The organism is Algoriphagus aquatilis, from assembly GCF_042657405.1.
Taxonomy (GTDB): domain Bacteria; phylum Bacteroidota; class Bacteroidia; order Cytophagales; family Cyclobacteriaceae; genus Algoriphagus; species Algoriphagus aquatilis.
On record NZ_JBHSKS010000003.1, the window covers coordinates 382158 to 400474 of the forward strand.

General features: G+C 44.4%; 15 protein-coding genes. 9 read left to right on the top strand and 6 right to left on the bottom strand.

What is annotated here, in order from left to right; genetic code table 11:
- Nucleotides 1–156: 156 nt before the first annotated feature.
- The gene (locus tag ACFPIK_RS06010; RefSeq protein ID WP_377913236.1) at nt 157–1221 is read right to left on the bottom strand and encodes a carboxypeptidase-like regulatory domain-containing protein; all 1065 of its coding nucleotides are present in this window, start codon (nt 1219–1221) and stop codon (nt 157–159) included.
- A gap of 234 nt (nt 1222–1455) precedes the next feature.
- Between ACFPIK_RS06010 and ACFPIK_RS06015 the strand changes: the two genes are divergently transcribed.
- From ACFPIK_RS06015 to ACFPIK_RS06030, 4 genes are all read left to right on the top strand, one after another.
- Nucleotides 1456–2823, top strand: coding sequence for a DEAD/DEAH box helicase (locus ACFPIK_RS06015; protein WP_377913238.1), 1368 nt, complete (start codon nt 1456–1458; stop codon nt 2821–2823).
- Between the two features lie 78 nt (nt 2824–2901).
- Nucleotides 2902–3732 carry an N-acetylmuramidase domain-containing protein gene (locus tag ACFPIK_RS06020; RefSeq protein ID WP_377913240.1) on the top strand — a complete coding sequence of 277 codons (831 nt, stop codon included), beginning with the start codon at nt 2902–2904 and terminating at the stop codon, nt 3730–3732.
- The gene (locus ACFPIK_RS06025) at nt 3729–4172 is read left to right on the top strand and encodes a DinB superfamily protein (protein ID WP_377913241.1); all 444 of its coding nucleotides are present in this window, start codon (nt 3729–3731) and stop codon (nt 4170–4172) included. The genes ACFPIK_RS06020 and ACFPIK_RS06025 overlap by 4 nt, the downstream gene beginning before the upstream one ends.
- A gap of 77 nt (nt 4173–4249) precedes the next feature.
- Entirely contained in the window at nt 4250–4726 is a 477-nt protein-coding gene (locus tag ACFPIK_RS06030) for a tryptophan-rich sensory protein (protein ID WP_377913243.1), read from the top strand.
- On the opposite strand, the gene ACFPIK_RS06035 is transcribed toward ACFPIK_RS06030, so the two are convergent.
- Nucleotides 4723–6003 (bottom strand): APC family permease, encoded by a 1281-nt coding sequence (locus ACFPIK_RS06035; protein WP_377913245.1) that lies wholly within the window; start codon nt 6001–6003, stop codon nt 4723–4725. The two genes, ACFPIK_RS06030 and ACFPIK_RS06035, sit on opposite strands and share 4 nt — an antisense overlap.
- A gap of 85 nt (nt 6004–6088) precedes the next feature.
- On the bottom strand, nt 6089–9235 hold the full coding sequence (locus ACFPIK_RS06040; protein WP_377913247.1) for a WD40/YVTN/BNR-like repeat-containing protein: 3147 nt from the start codon (nt 9233–9235) through the stop codon (nt 6089–6091).
- A 168-nt stretch (nt 9236–9403) separates the two neighbouring features.
- On the opposite strand from ACFPIK_RS06040, the gene ACFPIK_RS06045 reads away from it, so the two are divergent.
- Nucleotides 9404–11242 carry a M1 family metallopeptidase gene (locus ACFPIK_RS06045; RefSeq protein ID WP_377913249.1) on the top strand — a complete coding sequence of 613 codons (1839 nt, stop codon included), beginning with the start codon at nt 9404–9406 and terminating at the stop codon, nt 11240–11242.
- Between the two features lie 69 nt (nt 11243–11311).
- Here the strand turns inward: ACFPIK_RS06045 and ACFPIK_RS06050 are convergent, their stop codons facing one another.
- Together ACFPIK_RS06050 and ACFPIK_RS06055 are read right to left on the bottom strand one after the other, a co-directional pair.
- Nucleotides 11312–11488: a histone H1 gene (locus ACFPIK_RS06050; RefSeq protein ID WP_111392415.1), complete on the bottom strand. Its 177-nt coding sequence runs from the start codon at nt 11486–11488 to the stop codon at nt 11312–11314.
- 102 nt (nt 11489–11590) lie between these two features.
- Nucleotides 11591–12841, bottom strand: coding sequence for an aminotransferase class I/II-fold pyridoxal phosphate-dependent enzyme (locus tag ACFPIK_RS06055; RefSeq protein ID WP_377913251.1), 1251 nt, complete (start codon nt 12839–12841; stop codon nt 11591–11593).
- 182 nt (nt 12842–13023) lie between these two features.
- Between ACFPIK_RS06055 and accC the strand changes: the two genes are divergently transcribed.
- The 4 genes from accC to ACFPIK_RS06075 are packed head-to-tail and all read left to right on the top strand — an operon-like array spanning nt 13024 to nt 17199.
- Nucleotides 13024–14520: an acetyl-CoA carboxylase biotin carboxylase subunit gene (gene accC, locus ACFPIK_RS06060; RefSeq protein WP_377913253.1), complete on the top strand. Its 1497-nt coding sequence runs from the start codon at nt 13024–13026 to the stop codon at nt 14518–14520.
- The gene (locus tag ACFPIK_RS06065) at nt 14520–15818 is read left to right on the top strand and encodes a DUF1015 domain-containing protein (RefSeq protein ID WP_377913255.1); all 1299 of its coding nucleotides are present in this window, start codon (nt 14520–14522) and stop codon (nt 15816–15818) included. Before accC ends, ACFPIK_RS06065 begins: the two co-directional genes overlap by 1 nt.
- Nucleotides 15799–16386, top strand: a complete 588-nt coding sequence (locus ACFPIK_RS06070; RefSeq protein ID WP_377913257.1) for a Maf family nucleotide pyrophosphatase — start codon at nt 15799–15801, stop codon at nt 16384–16386. Before ACFPIK_RS06065 ends, ACFPIK_RS06070 begins: the two co-directional genes overlap by 20 nt.
- Before the next feature lie 27 nt (nt 16387–16413).
- Entirely contained in the window at nt 16414–17199 is a 786-nt protein-coding gene (locus tag ACFPIK_RS06075; RefSeq protein ID WP_377913259.1) for an AAA family ATPase, read from the top strand.
- Nucleotides 17200–17215: 16 nt separating this feature from the next.
- Here the strand turns inward: ACFPIK_RS06075 and ACFPIK_RS06080 are convergent, their stop codons facing one another.
- Nucleotides 17216–18292, bottom strand: coding sequence for an MBL fold metallo-hydrolase (locus ACFPIK_RS06080; RefSeq protein ID WP_377913261.1), 1077 nt, complete (start codon nt 18290–18292; stop codon nt 17216–17218).
- Nucleotides 18293–18317: the final 25 nt, after the last annotated feature.

Genomic DNA, 18317 nt, shown 5'->3' on the forward strand with positions numbered 1-18317 from the left:
CCAGTTTAATCATTTCCCTGTGTGAGAAGCCATTCTTAAGGGCATTTCATGTGATTATAATTTGATTTTAATATGCCACATGGAATGCCCAGTTTAATCATTTCCCTGTGTGAAAAGCCCTTCTTATGGGCATTTCATATGGGTGAAGATTGGGGTTTATTTTTCGTCCATGAGTTGACTCATGATGGGCACAAATCCGGGAAATAGGGAATTGTAGTAGGTGAAGACCTGAAAGATAGATCCTGCTACTTTGAGGTCAATTTGATTTTCTTCTGCGAAGGCTTCCATTTCGGCTGCTTTGTCCCCAAAAATCAGGAAAAACTCCTTCCGTTTTTTGGGTACTTCAAACATGTCCTTTCCTCTCAAGAAGTAATACACATTTCGCTTCACAATCTGATCGTTCCGGTTGCCCACCATCAGAGCCACATTGTAGTTGGATTCCTTGAAAACCGCAAGTGTTCTTCGCATCAATGGTAATTCCCCTTCGACAAGCACTTCAAAAAATCCCAAAATAGGAGCGCCCTCATCTCTGAAATCCATCCCATTCACAAAGTAGCGAGGCACTTTATAGCTGCTGTCCATCCACACTATGTTTTGAACTCGCAACCCTTGCAGCGTTGTCACTTGTAGGGTTTCGGGTTCCAGCAGTTCAAATTGATTGGCGTTGATGTTATATCGTACTCTGTAATTTTCGAGTACTTGCTGATCTTTGTAAAGAAGGATAGAGGCTAGATTCCATTTTTTATCGAGGTAAAAATTGCCTTCCACTTTTTTGGGTTCGGGAGGGATTCCGTAAAACATATTCCCTCCTATAAAATTGGGCCTATCCACGAGCAAGCGGCTTACATTCGCGCTTCGGATGGTTTTTTGCAAAGCAGCGCCTGTTCCTTCGCTGCCGAATTTGACTAAATACAAATTGTCCAAGTTGAGGTCGCTGCTGATTCTGACAACCTTTTCATAGAGATTATACCCCGACATGGTAATGGCTAAGGTGTATTTTTCTGCTGTGATTCCTTTGAGTGAAAAGTTGCCGGTGGCCCCACTTAAGTCTCCGAATTGAGTGTTTCTCAAGGTTACTGTCGCCCCTTCGATAAATTCTTGCGTGTCGGCATCTAAGACTCTTCCTTGGATAGTAAAGGTTTGAGAATAGGCACCCATGTAAGAGAATAGAAAAAGAAGAAAGACAATTAATTGGCGATTGAAAAACAAGTCAGCTTTCATGGTCGGTTTTACAGAACTTTAATATAAACCAAACTCTCCCGGTATGCTAATGGATTTGTGTGGATGAGAAAAAATGAAAAATATCCTTCAAGTTATCCTTTCTGATGCGAATAGATGCTTACCTATCGAGGCATCTTTCAAGAAATACTTCCCGCTTAACTTCAGCTAAAATCCTGTATATTTGATCGATCGGTGTTTTGCCGATTCCTTTTTACCTAATAAAATCACCTTAAATTGAATTTTCAGTCCTTTAATTTTGAGTCCTCTCTCCAGGAAGGACTCGATGCCATGGGTTTTGATCAACCCACCCCGATACAGCAAATGGCTATTCCGGTCATTCTTGAAGGTAAAGATCTCATCGCCTGTGCTCAAACGGGTACCGGCAAAACAGCAGCTTTTGTTCTTCCGATCCTCAACAAAATATCCAAATCAGGTTCGAGTACGCTGAATACCCTGATTTTGGCACCTACCCGCGAGCTCGCTATTCAAATTGATCAGCAGATCCAGGGTTTTTCCTATTTTTTGGGAGTAAGTTCTGTTCCTATCTACGGTGGTGGTGACGGGGTCATTTGGGAGCAGCAGAAAAAGGCTCTTGAAACAGGTGCAGAAATCGTAGTGGCTACTCCAGGTCGCCTTATTGCCTTGCTAGCAGGAGGAAAAATGGATCTCAGCACTTTAGAGCATTTGGTGCTTGATGAGGCGGACCGTATGATGGATATGGGCTTTTCCGATGACATCCTGAAAATCGTCAATTACCTACCACAAAAGCGTCAAACGATTTTGTTTTCGGCTACGATGCCTCCAAAAATCCGTCAGTTTAGCATGAAGATCCTCAATAAACCGGAGGAGATTTCTATTGCAATCGGAAAGACGGCAGAGGGAGTGACTCAATCGATGTATTCGGTTTACGACACGCAAAAAGAAGAATTGGTTCGTCACATCCTATCCCAAAAGCAATATGAGGCAGTAATCATTTTCTGCTCGACCAAGGATAAGGTCAAGGCATTGTACAAAGTGCTGAAAAAAGGATTTGACGTGGAAGCATTTCACTCAGACCTCGAGCAGATGGAACGCGAAAAGATCATGTCAGCCTTTAAAAATAAGGCTGTTAAAATTTTGATTGGTACAGATATCATTTCCAGAGGTATTGATGTGGTTGGAATCGAGTTGGTGATCAATTACGACACGCCAAGTGATCCTGAAGACTATGTGCATCGCGTAGGAAGAACAGCCCGGGCTGACAAAGAAGGAGAGGCCATCACTTTTGTCAATCCAAAAGACCAACACAAGTTTGTCCGGATAGAGAAGTTGATCGGAATGAGTGTGACTCAAAATCCACTTCCCGAATCCATGGAAAAAGGCCCCGAATATGCTGGAGATAAGCCTAAAAAGGATTTTTCTTCTGCTGCTCCGGATCGAAACAAGAAAAAGAAAAAGAAGAAAAAGCCAAGCGGTCCGGCTTCAGAAACCCCTCGAGAGCATCAAAAGCCAAGACCTGAAACAAGAGCTCCAAAATCGGATCAGTCGGTAGAAAATTCAGCTCCAAGGCCAGAATCAAAGCCGAGCAAATACAGCCAAAGAAAGAATGTGATCGAGCCTTAAAAATAGAATGTAGCTATTGGTTTTTAAAAAGTACTTCAGGTATCTTGAAGTACTTTTCATTTTTAAAACCAGCACATTATGCAAAATTTAAAGCTTAAATCAAGTGGTTCTTTTGTCTCGTACCTTCAGGAACTTTTGGGAAAACTCGGCTACCCAATCCCAGCTACAGGTTACTTTGGGACAATCACAGAAAATGCGGTAAGAGACTTTCAGCAAAAAAACGGATTGGTCGTTGATGGGGAAGTAGGAGTTAAAACCTGGACCTTGCTCAATGAGAAAACCAAGCCAGCCCAGGTTTTGGGAGACAAGTTTCTCGGTGAGCAGGATCTCATGGACTTTGCTCAAAAACATCAACTTGAGCTTGCAGCTGTCAAAGCAGTCAATGAAGTCGAAAGCAGTGGAAAGGGATTTTTGATGGATGGAAAGCCTAAGATCCTTTTTGAAGGTCACATTTTCTGGAATCAGCTCAAAGAAAGAGGGATCAACCCGAGTTTGATCTCAAATCCTTCCAATGCAGACGTACTCTATCCAAAATGGACCAAGACCCACTACGTAGGTGGCCCAAAAGAATACGACCGACTGGAAAAAGCCGCAAATCTTCTTCCTGACCCAAAAGTGCGTGAAGCTGCATTAGCTTCAGCTTCCTGGGGAAGTTATCAAATTATGGGTTTTCATTTTAAAAAGCTTGGATATGCATCCATTAATGAGTTTGTGGATCAGATGTACATCCATGAAAGAAATCAGTTGGAGGCCTTTGGTAGATACATTAATGCCTTTGGCTGTATTACCCATTTGAAGGCAAAAAACTGGGCAAAGTTTGCCAATTGCTATAACGGGCCCCTTTTCGCCCAAAACAAGTACGATACCAAGCTTGAAGCTGCTTATCGAAAACATCTCAACCGACCATGAAATTAGAAGAACTCAATCTCTTGTTTCAGAGAGATTTAACTAAGCTTGAACAAGAGCTTTTGAGCTACTCCAGTGAACATTCTATTTGGCTTGTAGATCATCAGATTGCTAATTCAGCCGGAAATCTTGCCCTTCATCTGATTGGTAATCTCAGGCACTTTGTAGGCTTGGATTTGGGTGGATTTCCCTATGAGCGAAATCGCGAACGAGAGTTTGGTGCCAAAGGTGAACCAAGAGAAGGAATCCTTCAAGAATTGCAGGAGGTGAAAAGAATAGTGGAAATGTCGCTTTTGAATTTTCCGGAAGAGCGATTAAGCGATATCTCTCTTCATGCCTTTTTTGGCTATCCCATGAGTATAGGATATTTCTTGATTCACTTGTATGGTCATTTCAACTACCATCTGGGACAGATCAACTATCATCGAAGGATGATTGAATGAGGTATCAAATTTTGTTAAAGTGAGATGAAAAAGCTGATTTTCGAAACGAACGTCAGCTTTTTAGTTTACTTTAGATTATGCAAAGTTTCCTCTTAAACCTTTTATTGTTTTATGCCATTCTTTTTCTGACCAATGTACCAGCTTACTTTTTGGGACTTAAGTTTGAAGGAAATGAAGCTCGCAAGCGATTGTGGTTTGAGCCGCCAGGCTTTGTCATTCCGATTGTTTGGGTGATTCTCTTTTTTCTATTGGCCTTGTTGCGATTTAAGCTAGAGCAGATTCAGGCGGAAGACTTATCAAGTATGACATTGGTATTGGCATTTATCTGTGCGAGTTATGCTTATTATACCTTAGGGTTGGAAAAGTTAACCGGTATCTCAGCTTTGAAATTTGGCCTGGCAGGAAATATCGTGGTGATTTTGGCTGCCCTTTGGGTAGGTCGTATGGTGTCAGACCTGTCTGCAAACCTTTCTTACTTGGTTTTTCCAATCGTAGTGTGGACGTTTTTTGCCACCATGATTATTTTAGGGCAGCTTCGTATGAACAAGGGTTAATGCGAAACTTCCCGCTTGTCTAAAGCATACATCAGTCCACCCAATCCCAAAATCCCTAATCCTGCTAAGCTTTCCATAGGGCGGTCATAAACCAAATATCCCATTACTGCGGTACTGAAGATCAAATAAATCACCTGCAGCACTGGCTTATAGGGTGTCCTGAAGCCTAGTTCTTTTTTGATCCTTAAAGAGGAGTATACAGTCACAGTTCCCATCAACTGAAGTACAAATCCTGCATACAACATCACTTGCTCAAAAGATCCCGTAGAAAAAAGTACCAAACTGATGAATGTATTAAGCATAATGGCTCGAGTGGGAATACCATGGACATTGACTTTCGAAAGTGGCTTCCAGAGCTTGAAGTCTTTGGCCATCGCATAGGTCACACGAGGACCTACCCATGAATAGCCCGAAATCGTAGCGATAAGTTGAATCCCTATAAAAAAGCTTACCCAAAGGGCCCCCTTAGGACCAAAAAGATTTCCAAAGGCAATGTCTGCCACCTGTACTTTGCCTGATAGTTGATCCACTGAGGCATGCTTAAGTAGGACCAATTGAAGCAGAATATAGATAACCATCACCGATACGGTAGCCCAAATCAAAGCCTTTGGCAGGTTTTTTTGAGGCTGATCTACTTCTTCGATGATGTAGGCAGCAGAGTTCCAACCGGTATAAGCATAAAACACATAGATCAAAGACACTGCAAATCCTGGCATAAGGACTTCATTTTTCCATGAACCGGAGAAATCTAAAGCCGGAAGCTCCACGTCACTGGCATAAACAATCCCAAGCACTATCAAAACGAGCACAAACAGAATCTTGACCAAGGTCATTAAGTCTTGGAATTGAGCGGATCGACTTACTGAAAACATATGCGCGATGGGTACAACTAGCAGAAAAAACAAGCCGGGCAGGTTAGTGTCTCCAAAAAGCGGACTCAGGTAATCATTCATTGCCATGGCAGCAATGGCTATCGGGGCTGAAAAACCCACGACTAAAGATACCCATGCATAAAGATACCCGATGGAGGGATGGATAGTTTCTGATAAAAAAATGTAATCCCCGCCCGTTCGTCGGAAGTGAGTACCCAATTCGGCATAGACCAAAGCCCCAATCAAGGCCATTCCTCCTCCCAGTGTCCAAAGAATAAGAATAGTCCAGGTATTTTGAACCACAGCAAGCTGAAAGCCGAGGCTGGTGAAGACGCCCGTTCCGATCATGTTGGCAATGACCAGGCCTGCGGCGGTTTTCCAGGAGATTTTTGAGGTAGGTTGCATTTGAACTCAAATTAGAAGAAAGGTGAACACAAAAAAAAGCATCCCGATTTTCGGGATGCTTTATTAAATGGATTTGAGTAGAAACTTAGTTTTTTACTGCTTCAAACAGGTCAATTGGGGTGGCCTTTACTTTCTCTTCGAAAGCTTTCCAATCTCCGTTCATGAACGCGTTTACCTTGGCAATTGCCTCTTCAGCGGCTTGTTTTGCCTGAGCTAATAATCGCTCTTCGGTAGCACCCGGAGCGCCATAGCTTGAGTTAGCATAGCTGCGTGGTGCAAAGAGACGCGTCATGGTAGTAGGGTAGAGGCTTCTCACGATTCCTTGGCCTTCTATTTTTGGACCGTTGAATGCTTCTCTTGTGGTATCCAACTTTTTCTTGATGTCTTTAGCTGCGGTTTCCAATGCTTTTGCTTCATCGGTTTTGACATCTTTGATCATTGCGTTAACCTTGTCGATTACCTTTTGAGCATCGTCCAGTTTTCTGGTAGCTGCGGTGACTTCAGAAGAAAGTGCCTCGACTTTTTTGACGAAGACTTCTCTGGCTTGGAGATCAGCCAATTTTGGATCAATTCTAGGATCTGCATGAACCTTGATCGAAGTTTCAGAAGATTCTCCACCGTATTCAAAGACTACTTTGTAAGTACCTGGAAGTGCATCGCCACCGCTTGGTTCGAAGAAACCTCTGCTTCTTCCGCCGCCTTGGCCACCTACGCCAAATCCACCGGTCATTTCAGCGGTAGACTTGCGGTCTAGGTTCCAAATCATACGGTTGACTCCTTTGGTAGGAACCGACTTCAAGGTTCTGATTTGTTCACCGGCAGCGTTGAAGATTTTGACAGTTACTGTATCCAATTTTTCTTTATCGTCATTGATATAGAAGCTCAATCGGCCACCAAATGGTCTGTTTTCTCCAGCATACTTGGCAGAAGCCATGAAGCGCTCTCCATGTGGTTGCTGGATTTCAGCCTGATAGGCATCAGGAGTAGCAAATGCAGTTACTTTTCCTGCAGGTGCTTTTCCAGCGTTTTTAGCAAAAGCTCTCAATGGACGAATGTCATCCAAGACATAGATCGCACGACCAAAGGTACCAATCACCAAGTCAGCTTCTCTTTCTTGAATGGTCATGTCGTAGGTAGAAACAGCCTTAGGATAGCCGTGTTCCCATTTGTTCCAGGTTTTGGCTTTGTCGAATGAAACGTACAATCCGAATTCAGTACCTAGGAATACCAAGTTAGGTTCCTCGGTGTCTTGCTTGATAGAAAGGGTATATCCCCAAACCTTAGAGTCATCTGCAATTCTGGTAAAGGTCTTTCCAAAATCCGAGCTGTGGTAAGCATAGGCCGCAAAGTCATTGTTTCGGTAGTTGTTTGCTACTACCCATACTTCACCGGCATTGTATTTGGAAGCCTGAACCTGAGGAATCCATGACGCTTTTGGTAAGCCAGTCAATTTTGCTGCAACATTAGTCCAAGTCTTACCTCCATCGGTTGTCACTTGGAGATTGCCATCATCTGTACCCACCCAAATGACATTCTTGTCTACCGGAGAAGGTGCGATGGCAATGATGGTGGTGTGATTTTCAGCACCGGTGATGTCAAAGGTCAAGCCACCTGTCATTTGCTGACGCTGCTTGGTGGAATCATTCGTGGTCAAATCCGGTGAGATGATCTCCCAAGTTTCGCCTGAATCCGTGGACTTGTGAAGGAATTGAGATGCATAATACACCGTATTCGCATCATGCGGATCTTGTGCAATGGCTGCATTCCAGTTGAATCTCAAGAACACATCTTTATCCATATGGGTAGGACGGATCGTACGGTTGTGACCAGTTAACTTGTCAAATCGGCTTACATTTCCTCCTTGCGACATGGTGTAGCCATAGCGTGAGTTGGAAGGATGTGATACTACATCAAAACCGTCTCCGAAAGATACTTCCTGCCAGTAAGTGTTTCTGATGCCTTCTAATCTCCAAAGGTAAGCAGGTCCTGTCCAAGACCCGTTGTCCTGCATGCCACCATAGACATTGTATGGAAGTTCATTGTCTACATTGATGTGGTAAAACTGTCCTACTGTGATGCCTTCGGCAAAAAACCAAGTCTTACCCATGTCACGAGAGATGTTGAGACCTCCGTCGTTTCCATTGATCAGTAAGGAAGGATCGTTTGGATTGATGTACCAAGCGTGGTGATCCGGGTGCACCCCTTCGTAAGAAAGTAGTTCGCGGAAGCTTTTTCCTCCATCTTCGGAAATACCTACTCTGGAATATAGAGTGTAAAGACGATTCTCGTTCTTTGGATCTGCATAGATTTCAAAGTAGTAGAAAGGTCGATCGCCAATTTCAGGTTTGTCATTGATCATACTGAATTTTTGGCCTCCGTCTTCAGAAACATATAATGCATTTTTGGAAGATTCGATCAAGGCATACACCTTATTGCTGTTGGCCTTGGAGATTGCCAATCCCATTCTTCCCAATTTACCTTTTGGAATTCCATTTTCTTCGGCGGTGAGTTTTTTCCAGTTTTCGCCACCATCCTGAGTCACATAGAGACCGGATGATTCTCCACCTGATTCAAAAAACCAAGGGTATCTGCGATGCTCCCACATGTTCACAAAAATCTTATTCGGATTATTTGGATCCATGATCATTTCGCCTACACCGGTTTTGGAGTCCACGTAAAGGATTTTCTTCCAAGTCTTTCCACCGTCTGTGGTTTTGTAAACCCCACGATCCTCCTGAGTGCCCCAAGGTGAACCGATTGCTCCTACGAAAACGGTATTGGGATCATCCGGATGAACGATGATTCGGTGAATGGCACGGGTTTTTTCCAACCCCATCAGCTGCCAAGTTTTTCCGGCATCGAGAGAGCGATAGACACCATAACCCATGTTGAGTGAGTTTCTTGGATTGCCTTCTCCGGTACCTACCCAGATGACATTTGGGTTTTTCTGATAAATGGAAATGGCCCCGATGGAATGCACCCGCTCATTGTCGAAAATCGGCTCCCAAGTGATCCCACCTGAGGTAGATTTCCAAAGACCGCCTGAGGCAGATCCTGCGTAGATGATATTCGGGTTTTCATGGACTGCATCGATTGCCGTGATACGCCCACTCATGGCGCCTGGACCGATGCTTCTGGCTTTCATGGATTTAAATTCATCCATGTTGACTTGCTGAGCCTGAACTGCAAAGCTCAGCATAGCCGCCACAATCAAAAGGTAGATTTTGTTCATTTGACTAAGGTGGTTTTCAAATTTGTCCTCAATTAAAGGAAAAGTTTTGGAATGGGAAGCTCGATTTATTCCAAAGGAAAATGGATAAGGGATAAAATGCGATTCTAATTTTACGGTTGGTTTGGGCAGACTTTGACTTTTGATTTTCTTTAAAGAAAAAACAGTCATATGATCAAAAATTGGATGAAGCCTGCGGTTGGGCTTTTTCTTTTTGTAGGAATCACTTCGGTTTCGGCTCAAAATGGCCGATTCCAGCAGGCGGTGGATTACAAAATGGACGTCAAGATGGATGTCAAAACCAACCAATACACCGGAATACAAACCCTCAAGTACACCAACAATTCCCCTGACACGCTGTCACGGGTGTTCTACCACCTCTATTATAATGCTTTCCAGCCTGGAAGTATGATGGATGTGCGATCCAGGACCATTGCAGATCCTGATGCTCGGGTTAAGGATCGAATTTCCAAACTCAAGCCTGATGAAATCGGATACCTTCATACCAAAAGTCTGAAAATGAATGGTAAATCTGTCAAGTTTAAAGAGGTTGAAACCATTCTTGAAGTGGATTTGCCTGAGCCGATTTTGCCTAACTCCTCGGTGATTTTTGAAATGGAATTTGACGGTCAGGTGCCGCTTCAAGTACGTCGCTCCGGTCGTGACAGTGAAGAGGGCGTGCGCTATTCCATGTCACAATGGTATCCCAAAATGGCGAACTATGACGAACAAGGCTGGCATGCCAATCCCTATGTAGCAAGGGAATTTTATGGGATTTGGGGGGATTTTGATGTGAAAATTACCATTGACAAAACCTATGTCCTAGGCGGTACGGGCTATCTCCAAAATCCTAATGAGATCGGACATGGCTATGAAGACGCAGGTGTGAAAGTACCTGCTCCTAAAGGAAATACCTTAACCTGGCATTTCGTGGCACCGAAGGTGCATGACTTTATGTGGGCTGCTGATCCGAAATACAAGCATGATAAAGTCCAGATGGCCAATGGTATCACGGTTCATCATTTCTACATTCCAGGAGAAAAGACTTCTGAAAATTGGGAAAAGCTGAAGGCATACACCCCCAAAGCCATCGAGTATATGTCAAAAATGTTTGGTCAATATCCATACAAGCAGTTTTCGGTGGTACAAGGCGGAGATGGAGGGATGGAATATGCGATGTCTACCTTGATTACAGGGCAGCGCCCTTTGAATAGTCTAGTGGGAGTGATGGTTCATGAGTTGGCTCACAGTTGGTTTCATGGAGTACTGGCTACCAACGAATCGCTTTATCCTTGGATGGATGAGGGATTTACTTCTTACGCCACCAATTTGACAATGGCGTCTATTTTTCAGCCATCTGCAAGCCCTCATCGAGGATCGTATGCCGGTTATTTCCGCTTGGCTAAGTCAGGACTCGAAGAACCCATGTCTACCCATTCCGATCATTACCATACCAATTCTGCCTACAGTTCTGCGGCTTATTCCAAAGGGGCAGTGTTTTTGGAACAGTTGGGCTATGTCATCGGATCTGAAGTAAGAGACAGAGGCATGCACCGCTATTGGAATACCTGGCAGTTTAAGCATCCGAATGTGAATGATTTCATCCGAGTGATGGAAAAAGAAAGCGGCCTCGAGCTGGATTGGTACAAGGAATATTTTGTCAATTCCATCAAAACAATTGATTATGGAGTGAAAGAAGTAAAAGCTTCAAGTGCAGGAACAGATGTAACGTTGGAGCGAATTGGCTTAATGCCGATGCCGGTGGACTTGGTAGTGACCTATAAAGATGGAAGCAAGGAGATGGTTTACCTCCCCTTGGTGATAATGAGAGGGGAAAAATCAGAAGAAGCAGGAATGCCAAAAAGAGTATTGACTGATGCATGGCCTTGGACTAATCCTACCAAAACCATTCAACTTGCCAGACCATTTGCTGAAGTCAAATCAGTGGAAATTGATCCAAGCAAGCGATTGGCTGACCTACAGCCTGAAAATAATAAAGTGGAGTTTTGAGGCTCCACTTTAGCAATTTGATCAAATAAAAAAAGGTGGGTTTAAAACCACCTTTTTTTATTTTCCGGATCAACCAGCGTTTTTCTTGTCTTGTACTTCAGTACGGATTTCTTGCGCCAGGTTTTTCAATTCTTGCATTCCTTTACGAACTCTGGTACCAGCTGCCTGATTGCCTTTGTCGTAGAACTTTTCGAAATCAGCTTCCAAGCTCATTACAAGATTTTTTACTTCACTAAATCTGCTCATAGTAAAAGTTTATTTTTTAGGTTGATGATAAGTTTATTGAGAACCAATATAGCCCAAATACTTTCTATTTCAATCCAGAGGCCTTTTTTTTTGAATTTTTTTTTATTCTCCAAAAGAAAGTGCCAACTCTGAATTTTTGTAGATGCCTGAAGTCAATTTGTCCTTAACTGCCGCAAAAGCTTTTACAGTTTCCTCCACGTCTTCCAAGGTATGAACAGCAGTTGGGATTAATCTCAAGATAATCATTCCTTTAGGTACTACAGGATAAATCACCACTGAACAGAAAATGCCGTAATTCTCTCTCAAGTCCATGGATAGTGCAGCCGCTTCACCCACTGTGCCGTTTAGGACGACAGGAGTTACAGGAGAATTTGATTTTCCGGTGCTGAATCCATTTTCATGAAGACCTTTTCTCAAGGCATGGACGATTTTCCATAGATTATCCTTCAACTGCGGCTGTGATCTGATCAGCTCAAGACGCTTCAATGCACCTTCTACCAACAGCATAGGAAGTGACTTGGCGAAAATCTGAGAACGCATGTTGTACCTCAAAAAGAGAATCACATCTGCATCACCCGCGATAAAGGCACCGATGGATGCCATGGACTTGGCAAAGGTGGAGAAGTAAAGGTCGATTTGATCTTGTACACCTTGTTCTTGTCCGGCACCAGCACCCGTTTCACCTAACGTACCAAAGCCGTGTGCGTCGTCAACCAAGAGTCTAAACTCGAATTTCTTCTTCAGTTCACAGATTTCTTTCAGTTTGCCTTGATCACCCGTCATACCAAAAACACCCTCCGTGATCACCAAGATACCTCCGCCGGTTTCAGCAGCAAGTTTGGTAGCTCTTTCCAGTTGCTTTTCGCAGCTTTCGATGTCATTGTGAGGGAATACATAACGCTTGCCCAAATGCATTCTCAAGGCATCAATGATGCAGGCATGACACTCTGAATCGTAGACAACCACGTCTTTTCTGTCCAAGATCGCATCGATCACAGACATGATTCCTTGGTATCCGTAATTCAAAAGGTAGGATTTCTCTTTGCCTACAAACGCCGCCAATTCATCTTCCAACTGCTCGTGCAGGTTGGTTTGGCCGGACATCATTCGTGCACCCATTGGATAAGCTGCTCCCCATTTGGCTGCTGCATCTGCATCCGCTTTGCGGACTTCTGGATGGTTAGCAAGGCCCAGGTAGTTGTTCAAACTCCAGGTAAGTACTTCCTTACCTTTGAATTTCATTCTTGGAGCAATCTCACCTTCGAGTTTTGGGAATGACCAATAGCCGTCAGCAAACTCAGAGTGTTTGCCCAATGGGCCCATGTTCGTTTTTAATTTTGCAAATAGATCCAAAGCAGTTTGAATTTAGAATAGTGGGGAAATAAGACTTTTCTTTAAAAACGGCCAAAAATAAGACTATTCTACCTTTGAAGCAAAAAACTGTTTTTATGAAAAAACGGACTCCAAAAAGCTCAGATTTATTTCCTTATTTCGTCTCAGGCTGTGGAGCCAACCCAAAAAAACTTTAGAAAAACATGGCAAAAATCAAGAAACTTTTGGTTGCTAATCGCGGAGAAATTGCCCTCCGAATCATGCGAACAGCCCGTGAAATGGGAATCGCTACCGTTGCTGTCTATTCAGAAGCAGATCGCCTTTCTCCGCATGTCAAATTTGCGGATGAAGCAGTCTGCCTAGGTCCTCCTCCTTCCAATCAGTCCTATTTGGTTGCAGATAAAATTATCCAAGCCTGCAAAGACCTTGGAGTGGACGCCATCCATCCAGGCTATGGTTTTCTTTCCGAAAATGCTGCTTTTGCACAAAAGGTGGCCGATTCAGGGATTATTTTCGTAGGTCCTTCCCCTGAGTCTATCGAGGTTATGGGCTCTAAACTCGCAGCCAAGCAAGCTGTCGCCCAATACAACATTCCCTTGGTTCCGGGTACGGAAGAAGCCATCTCAGACCTTGCTGCCGCAAAGGCAAAAGCCTCCGAAATTGGCTATCCTATCCTGATCAAAGCCTCCGCAGGCGGCGGCGGAAAGGGGATGCGAATCGTCGAATCAGAAGCTGAATTTGAAGAGCAAATGCAGCGGGCAGTGTCCGAAGCGCATTCTGCCTTTGGAGATGGAGCGGTTTTTATCGAAAAATTCATCACTTCTCCCAGACATATCGAGATTCAGATTTTGGGAGATCAGCACGGCAATACGGTGTATCTCTTCGAAAGAGAATGCTCCATCCAGCGTCGTCACCAAAAGGTCATCGAGGAAGCGCCCTCCGCAGTCGTGTCACCTGAGATGAGAAAGGCCATGGGTGAAGCTGCTGTCGGAGTTGCGAAAGCTTGTACTTATTATGGTGCAGGTACCGTGGAGTTTATCGTGGACGATAAGCTTAATTTCTACTTTTTGGAAATGAATACCCGACTTCAGGTGGAGCATCCTGTGACGGAAATGATTACAGGCAAAGACTTGGTTCGCGAGCAGATTTTGATTGCAGAAGGTAACCCACTGTCTTTTGCACAGGAAGATTTGGAAATCTATGGTCATGCGGTAGAGATCCGGGTTTATGCCGAAGATCCCAAAAACAACTTTCTTCCGGATATCGGAAAATTGATCACTTATCGAAGACCTCAGGGTCCTGGGATCCGAGTCGACGATGGCTTTGAAGAGGGGATGGATATTCCAATCTACTACGATCCGATGATCGCCAAACTGATCACTCACGGTGCCAATCGTCAGGAAGCGATCGATAAAATGATTCGAGCGATCAATGATTACCGAATCACAGGCATTCAGACCACCTTGGATTTCTGCCGATTTGCTTTGCAACACGAGGCTTTTGTCTCAGGGCAATTTGATACCAAGTTTGTTGAGCGCTATTTTACTCCCGATAAACTAGAACCGGTTTTCACTGATCAGGAAAAAGAAATGCTGGCCGCTCTGGCAGTGGAGTTTTTTGAGAAACACGACCGTAAAATCAATCCTCGGGAGGCAGTGAAATCCCTGCCCTCGACCAACTGGAAAAACCGCCTGATCTGATGGCTGAACTATTACCATTCAGAGCTTGGAGATACAACAAGGAATTGGGCAAAAATCTGGAGGAGCTGACTGCTCCTCTTTTTGATGTGGTATCTGCCAAACAGCGAGAAACGCTTTATCAAAATCCTTTAAACAGCATTCATCTCTCTGTCCCCCAAGGAGAAAATCCTGCTCAAGAAGCTCGAGTCATCCTGGAAAAATGGAAAGCTGAAGGAGTTATTCAGCAGGATCCTGTGCCTGGAATCTATGTGTATTACCAGTATTTCCGACTACCGGGTGAGCACGAGGAGCGTTGCCGCAAGGGCTTTATGGTGCATATCAAAGCGACAGACTGGAACGAAGGTGTCATCCATAGACATGAAAACACCATTGTCTCAGCGGTCAATGACCGAACAGCTCTTTTGCAAGCGACAGAAATACAGGCTAGTCCTACGCATGGACTGTATGAAGATGAAAGTAATGAGCTCGAGCGATTGATGGATAAGGCCATCGCTCAACCGCTTTACGAATTGGAGGATTATCAGGGCGTGAGGGAGGTGTTAGCGGTCATTACTGATGTGCAGACTATTTCCAGATTTCTTGATAAGCTGAAAGACAAAACTATCATTCTGGCGGATGGGCATCATCGTTTGGAAGGTGCGATCGCTTATAGAAAATCCCAAGCATGGAGATTTTCCGAGGCGACCTGGAAAGGGTATGATTATCATCTGATGTACCTGACCAATGTACACGGCAATCACGTGACGATTTTGCCCACCCATCGTTTGTTTTATGGGTTGGAGGTTTCTAAAGCGGAGTTTCTAGTCAAAATTCAAGACTGGTTTGAGGTCAGATCGATCGGAGAAGCAGAGGAATTGGCCAATTATTCTTTTCAAAGAAAGTGGTCCTTTGGACTGATTTGGGAGGATGAAGCTTTTGTGATAAAATTCAAGTCTGAGAAATTTAATCAAGTGAGGCCTGACCTCCCTGAGGTGCTGAGAAATCTTGACCTGGTGATTCTACACCATATTTTATTTGAAAAGATCTTGGGATTGACTGAGGAAAAGCAACGAAGCTCGGATCAACTGGCCTTTGAAAGAAATTTTTCCCGATGTGTCCGTGAGGTCAGGGGAGGAAAGGCTACTTTCGCAATTATCACCCGGGAACTAGAACTCGAGCAAGTGCTTGAAGTCTGTAAATCCGGACAGGTAATGCCGCAAAAATCCACCTACTTTTATCCAAAAGCCCTGGGTGGATTGTTGTTTGCCAGTATAAAGCAAGATGAATTTGACTATGACTATGGAGCCTTTTTTAAGTAAACTGAAGGATATTCGCATCATTTTAGCCTCCAATTCTCCCAGGAGACAAGAACTTCTCAGAGGTCTGGAAGTTGATTTTGAGGTCATGGTACATCCTGTGGATGAAACTGTACCCGCTGAGCTTCCTGCCGAATTTGCGGCTGCCTACCTATCCAAATTGAAGGCAGATAGCTTTCCCCATGAGTTGAAAGACAATGAGCTTCTGATCACCGCTGATACCGTGGTGATCGAAAAGGGTCGGATTTTAGGGAAACCCAATTCGGAACGGGAGGCTTTTGACATGATCAAAAGCCTATCAGGTACCACACATTCCGTCATGACAGCGGTGACCATGAAGAGTGCGAAAAAACGAATCACCTTGGAAGATGAGGCCAAAGTGACCTTTCGGTTTTTGGAAGAAGATGAGATTTGGCACTATGTGAGAAGGTATAGACCTTTTGACAAGGCGGGATCGTATGGCATTCAAGAGTGGATTGGATTCATGGGAGTCACCAGTATTGAAGGGTCCTATTTCACCGTCATGGGATTTCCGCAGCATTTGGTCTATCAGCAGCTGAAAAAGTGGTAACTCACCCCGTGATCTTTTCCCGCAGGCATGTACTACCTCGACTCCATACAGCTACCTCAAGGCGATCCAAGCCGGTTTCCGTTTAGCATTCCTGCTTTTCAGTCTTTGGATCATCTCCGGTTTGAAAAAGCGATTACGGTATTTGTGGGAGAAAATGGATCCGGTAAATCTACCTTACTCAAGGCCCTTGCTCTGAAAATCAATCTGCCAGCGATCGGGAGCCTGGAGCTCGAGCTGGATGATACACTGAATAATTTCAGAGCGTTCAGTGATGGAATAAAATCTCTCTGGAAAAATAAAGCCTATCGGGGCTTCTTCTTCAGAGCAGAGGATTACTTTGGTTTTGTGAAAAGGCTGAGAAGCATTGATCAAGAGCTAAAGGGTGATATCGTGGATTTTGAAAAAAATCTGAGTGGCTACGGGCTCAAAGTGGCGGTAGGCGCGATGCATGGGCAGAAGGATGCCTTGCAGCGCAAATACGGAGACCTCACTCAAGTGTCGCATGGAGAGGGATTTTTGAAAGTACTGCAATCTCGGATCCAGCCGGAAGGGATTTACCTCATTGACGAACCTGAAGCGGCGCTTTCTCCTCAGCGGCAACTCGCGCTTTTTTCTCTGATCAAAAATCTGGCGGCTAATGAAGGCTGTCAGTTTATCATTGCCACGCACTCGCCGATCCTGATGTGCCTACCGGATGCGCAGATTTTTCAGTTTGAGGATCAGGTGAAAAATGTCCCCGTGGAAGACACTGAGCATTTCACGATCATGAAAAGCTTTCTCAATAATCCTGAAGCCTTTTTGAGGTTTTTATAGCAAGAATTTTTTTCTCTTATACCAAAAGGTTTCTACCTACGATGGGCTCGATTAGGGAATGATTGACCTCGCTTGGATTTGCTTTCAACCAATCCAAGGGCTCTAGCAGCAGCTCGTCGGAGAGGTCAAAGGTGCCAAAGTGCATGGGCACGAAGTGCTTTCCTCCCATCTCCCGAAAGGCTTTGGCTGCATCCATCGGACTCACGTGCACAGGATGCATAAACCACTCCGGCTTAAATGTACCCACGCCCATCATGGCAAAATCGGGAGATCCCATCGTATCGGAAATCAGTTGGAAATGCTCACCATATCCTGAGTCGCTCATGAAGTAGAAGCTTTTGTCATCACTTTCTATAAAAAACCCACCCCAAAGCCGCTGATTCGTATCGAGCAATCCCCGTCTGGACCAGTGCCGAGTAGGCACAAAGGTGATTCGGAGCGATTCTTTTAAGTCATAGGATTGAAACCAACCGGCTTCCTGAATCTGATTTTTGGGTAGCCAGGGTTGTAGCAGAGAGGTCATGCTCAGCCCTGTCAGGACTTTGGCATTGGGCAGAATCGTTCCGAGTAGCTTCAGCGTAGCTTCGTCGCAATGGTCCCGGTGATCATGTGAGATGAGAATGTAATTCACATCCCGCAACTGTTGAGGATCGATGGGCAGTTCTGAATAGCGTTTCAGCACCCAATTGTCCAGCCAAACGGGGTCAGTCAGTAGTGTAACTCCACCGATTCGGATCAGGTAGCTGGCATGTCCAAGCCAAATAAGCTGGTCTTTGCCATCTGGGGGAAGTCCATTTATCTTTTCAACTGAGAGTCTTTTGGTGTCCTTTTTCTTTTCCTCTTCCTGGGGATTGCCTCCAAGCTTCCATTTCAGTACTTCATACATGCTCGAGCTGAAGGGATGATGAAGGTTTTGGAAGGTTCCATCGCTGCGGAGCGGGGTGCCTTTCCAGTCGCTTGGCTTTTTAAGGTAGGGCAGTTTGGGATTGGAGGTATGGCTCACAGTGATTTCTTCTTCGGGGCTGAGGTAATACATCAGGGCACTGGCAGGTACGATTCCGGCTAGTCCTGTAAGAAAAGTTCTTCTTTTCATAATTGTGTTGATGAAGTCATTAACA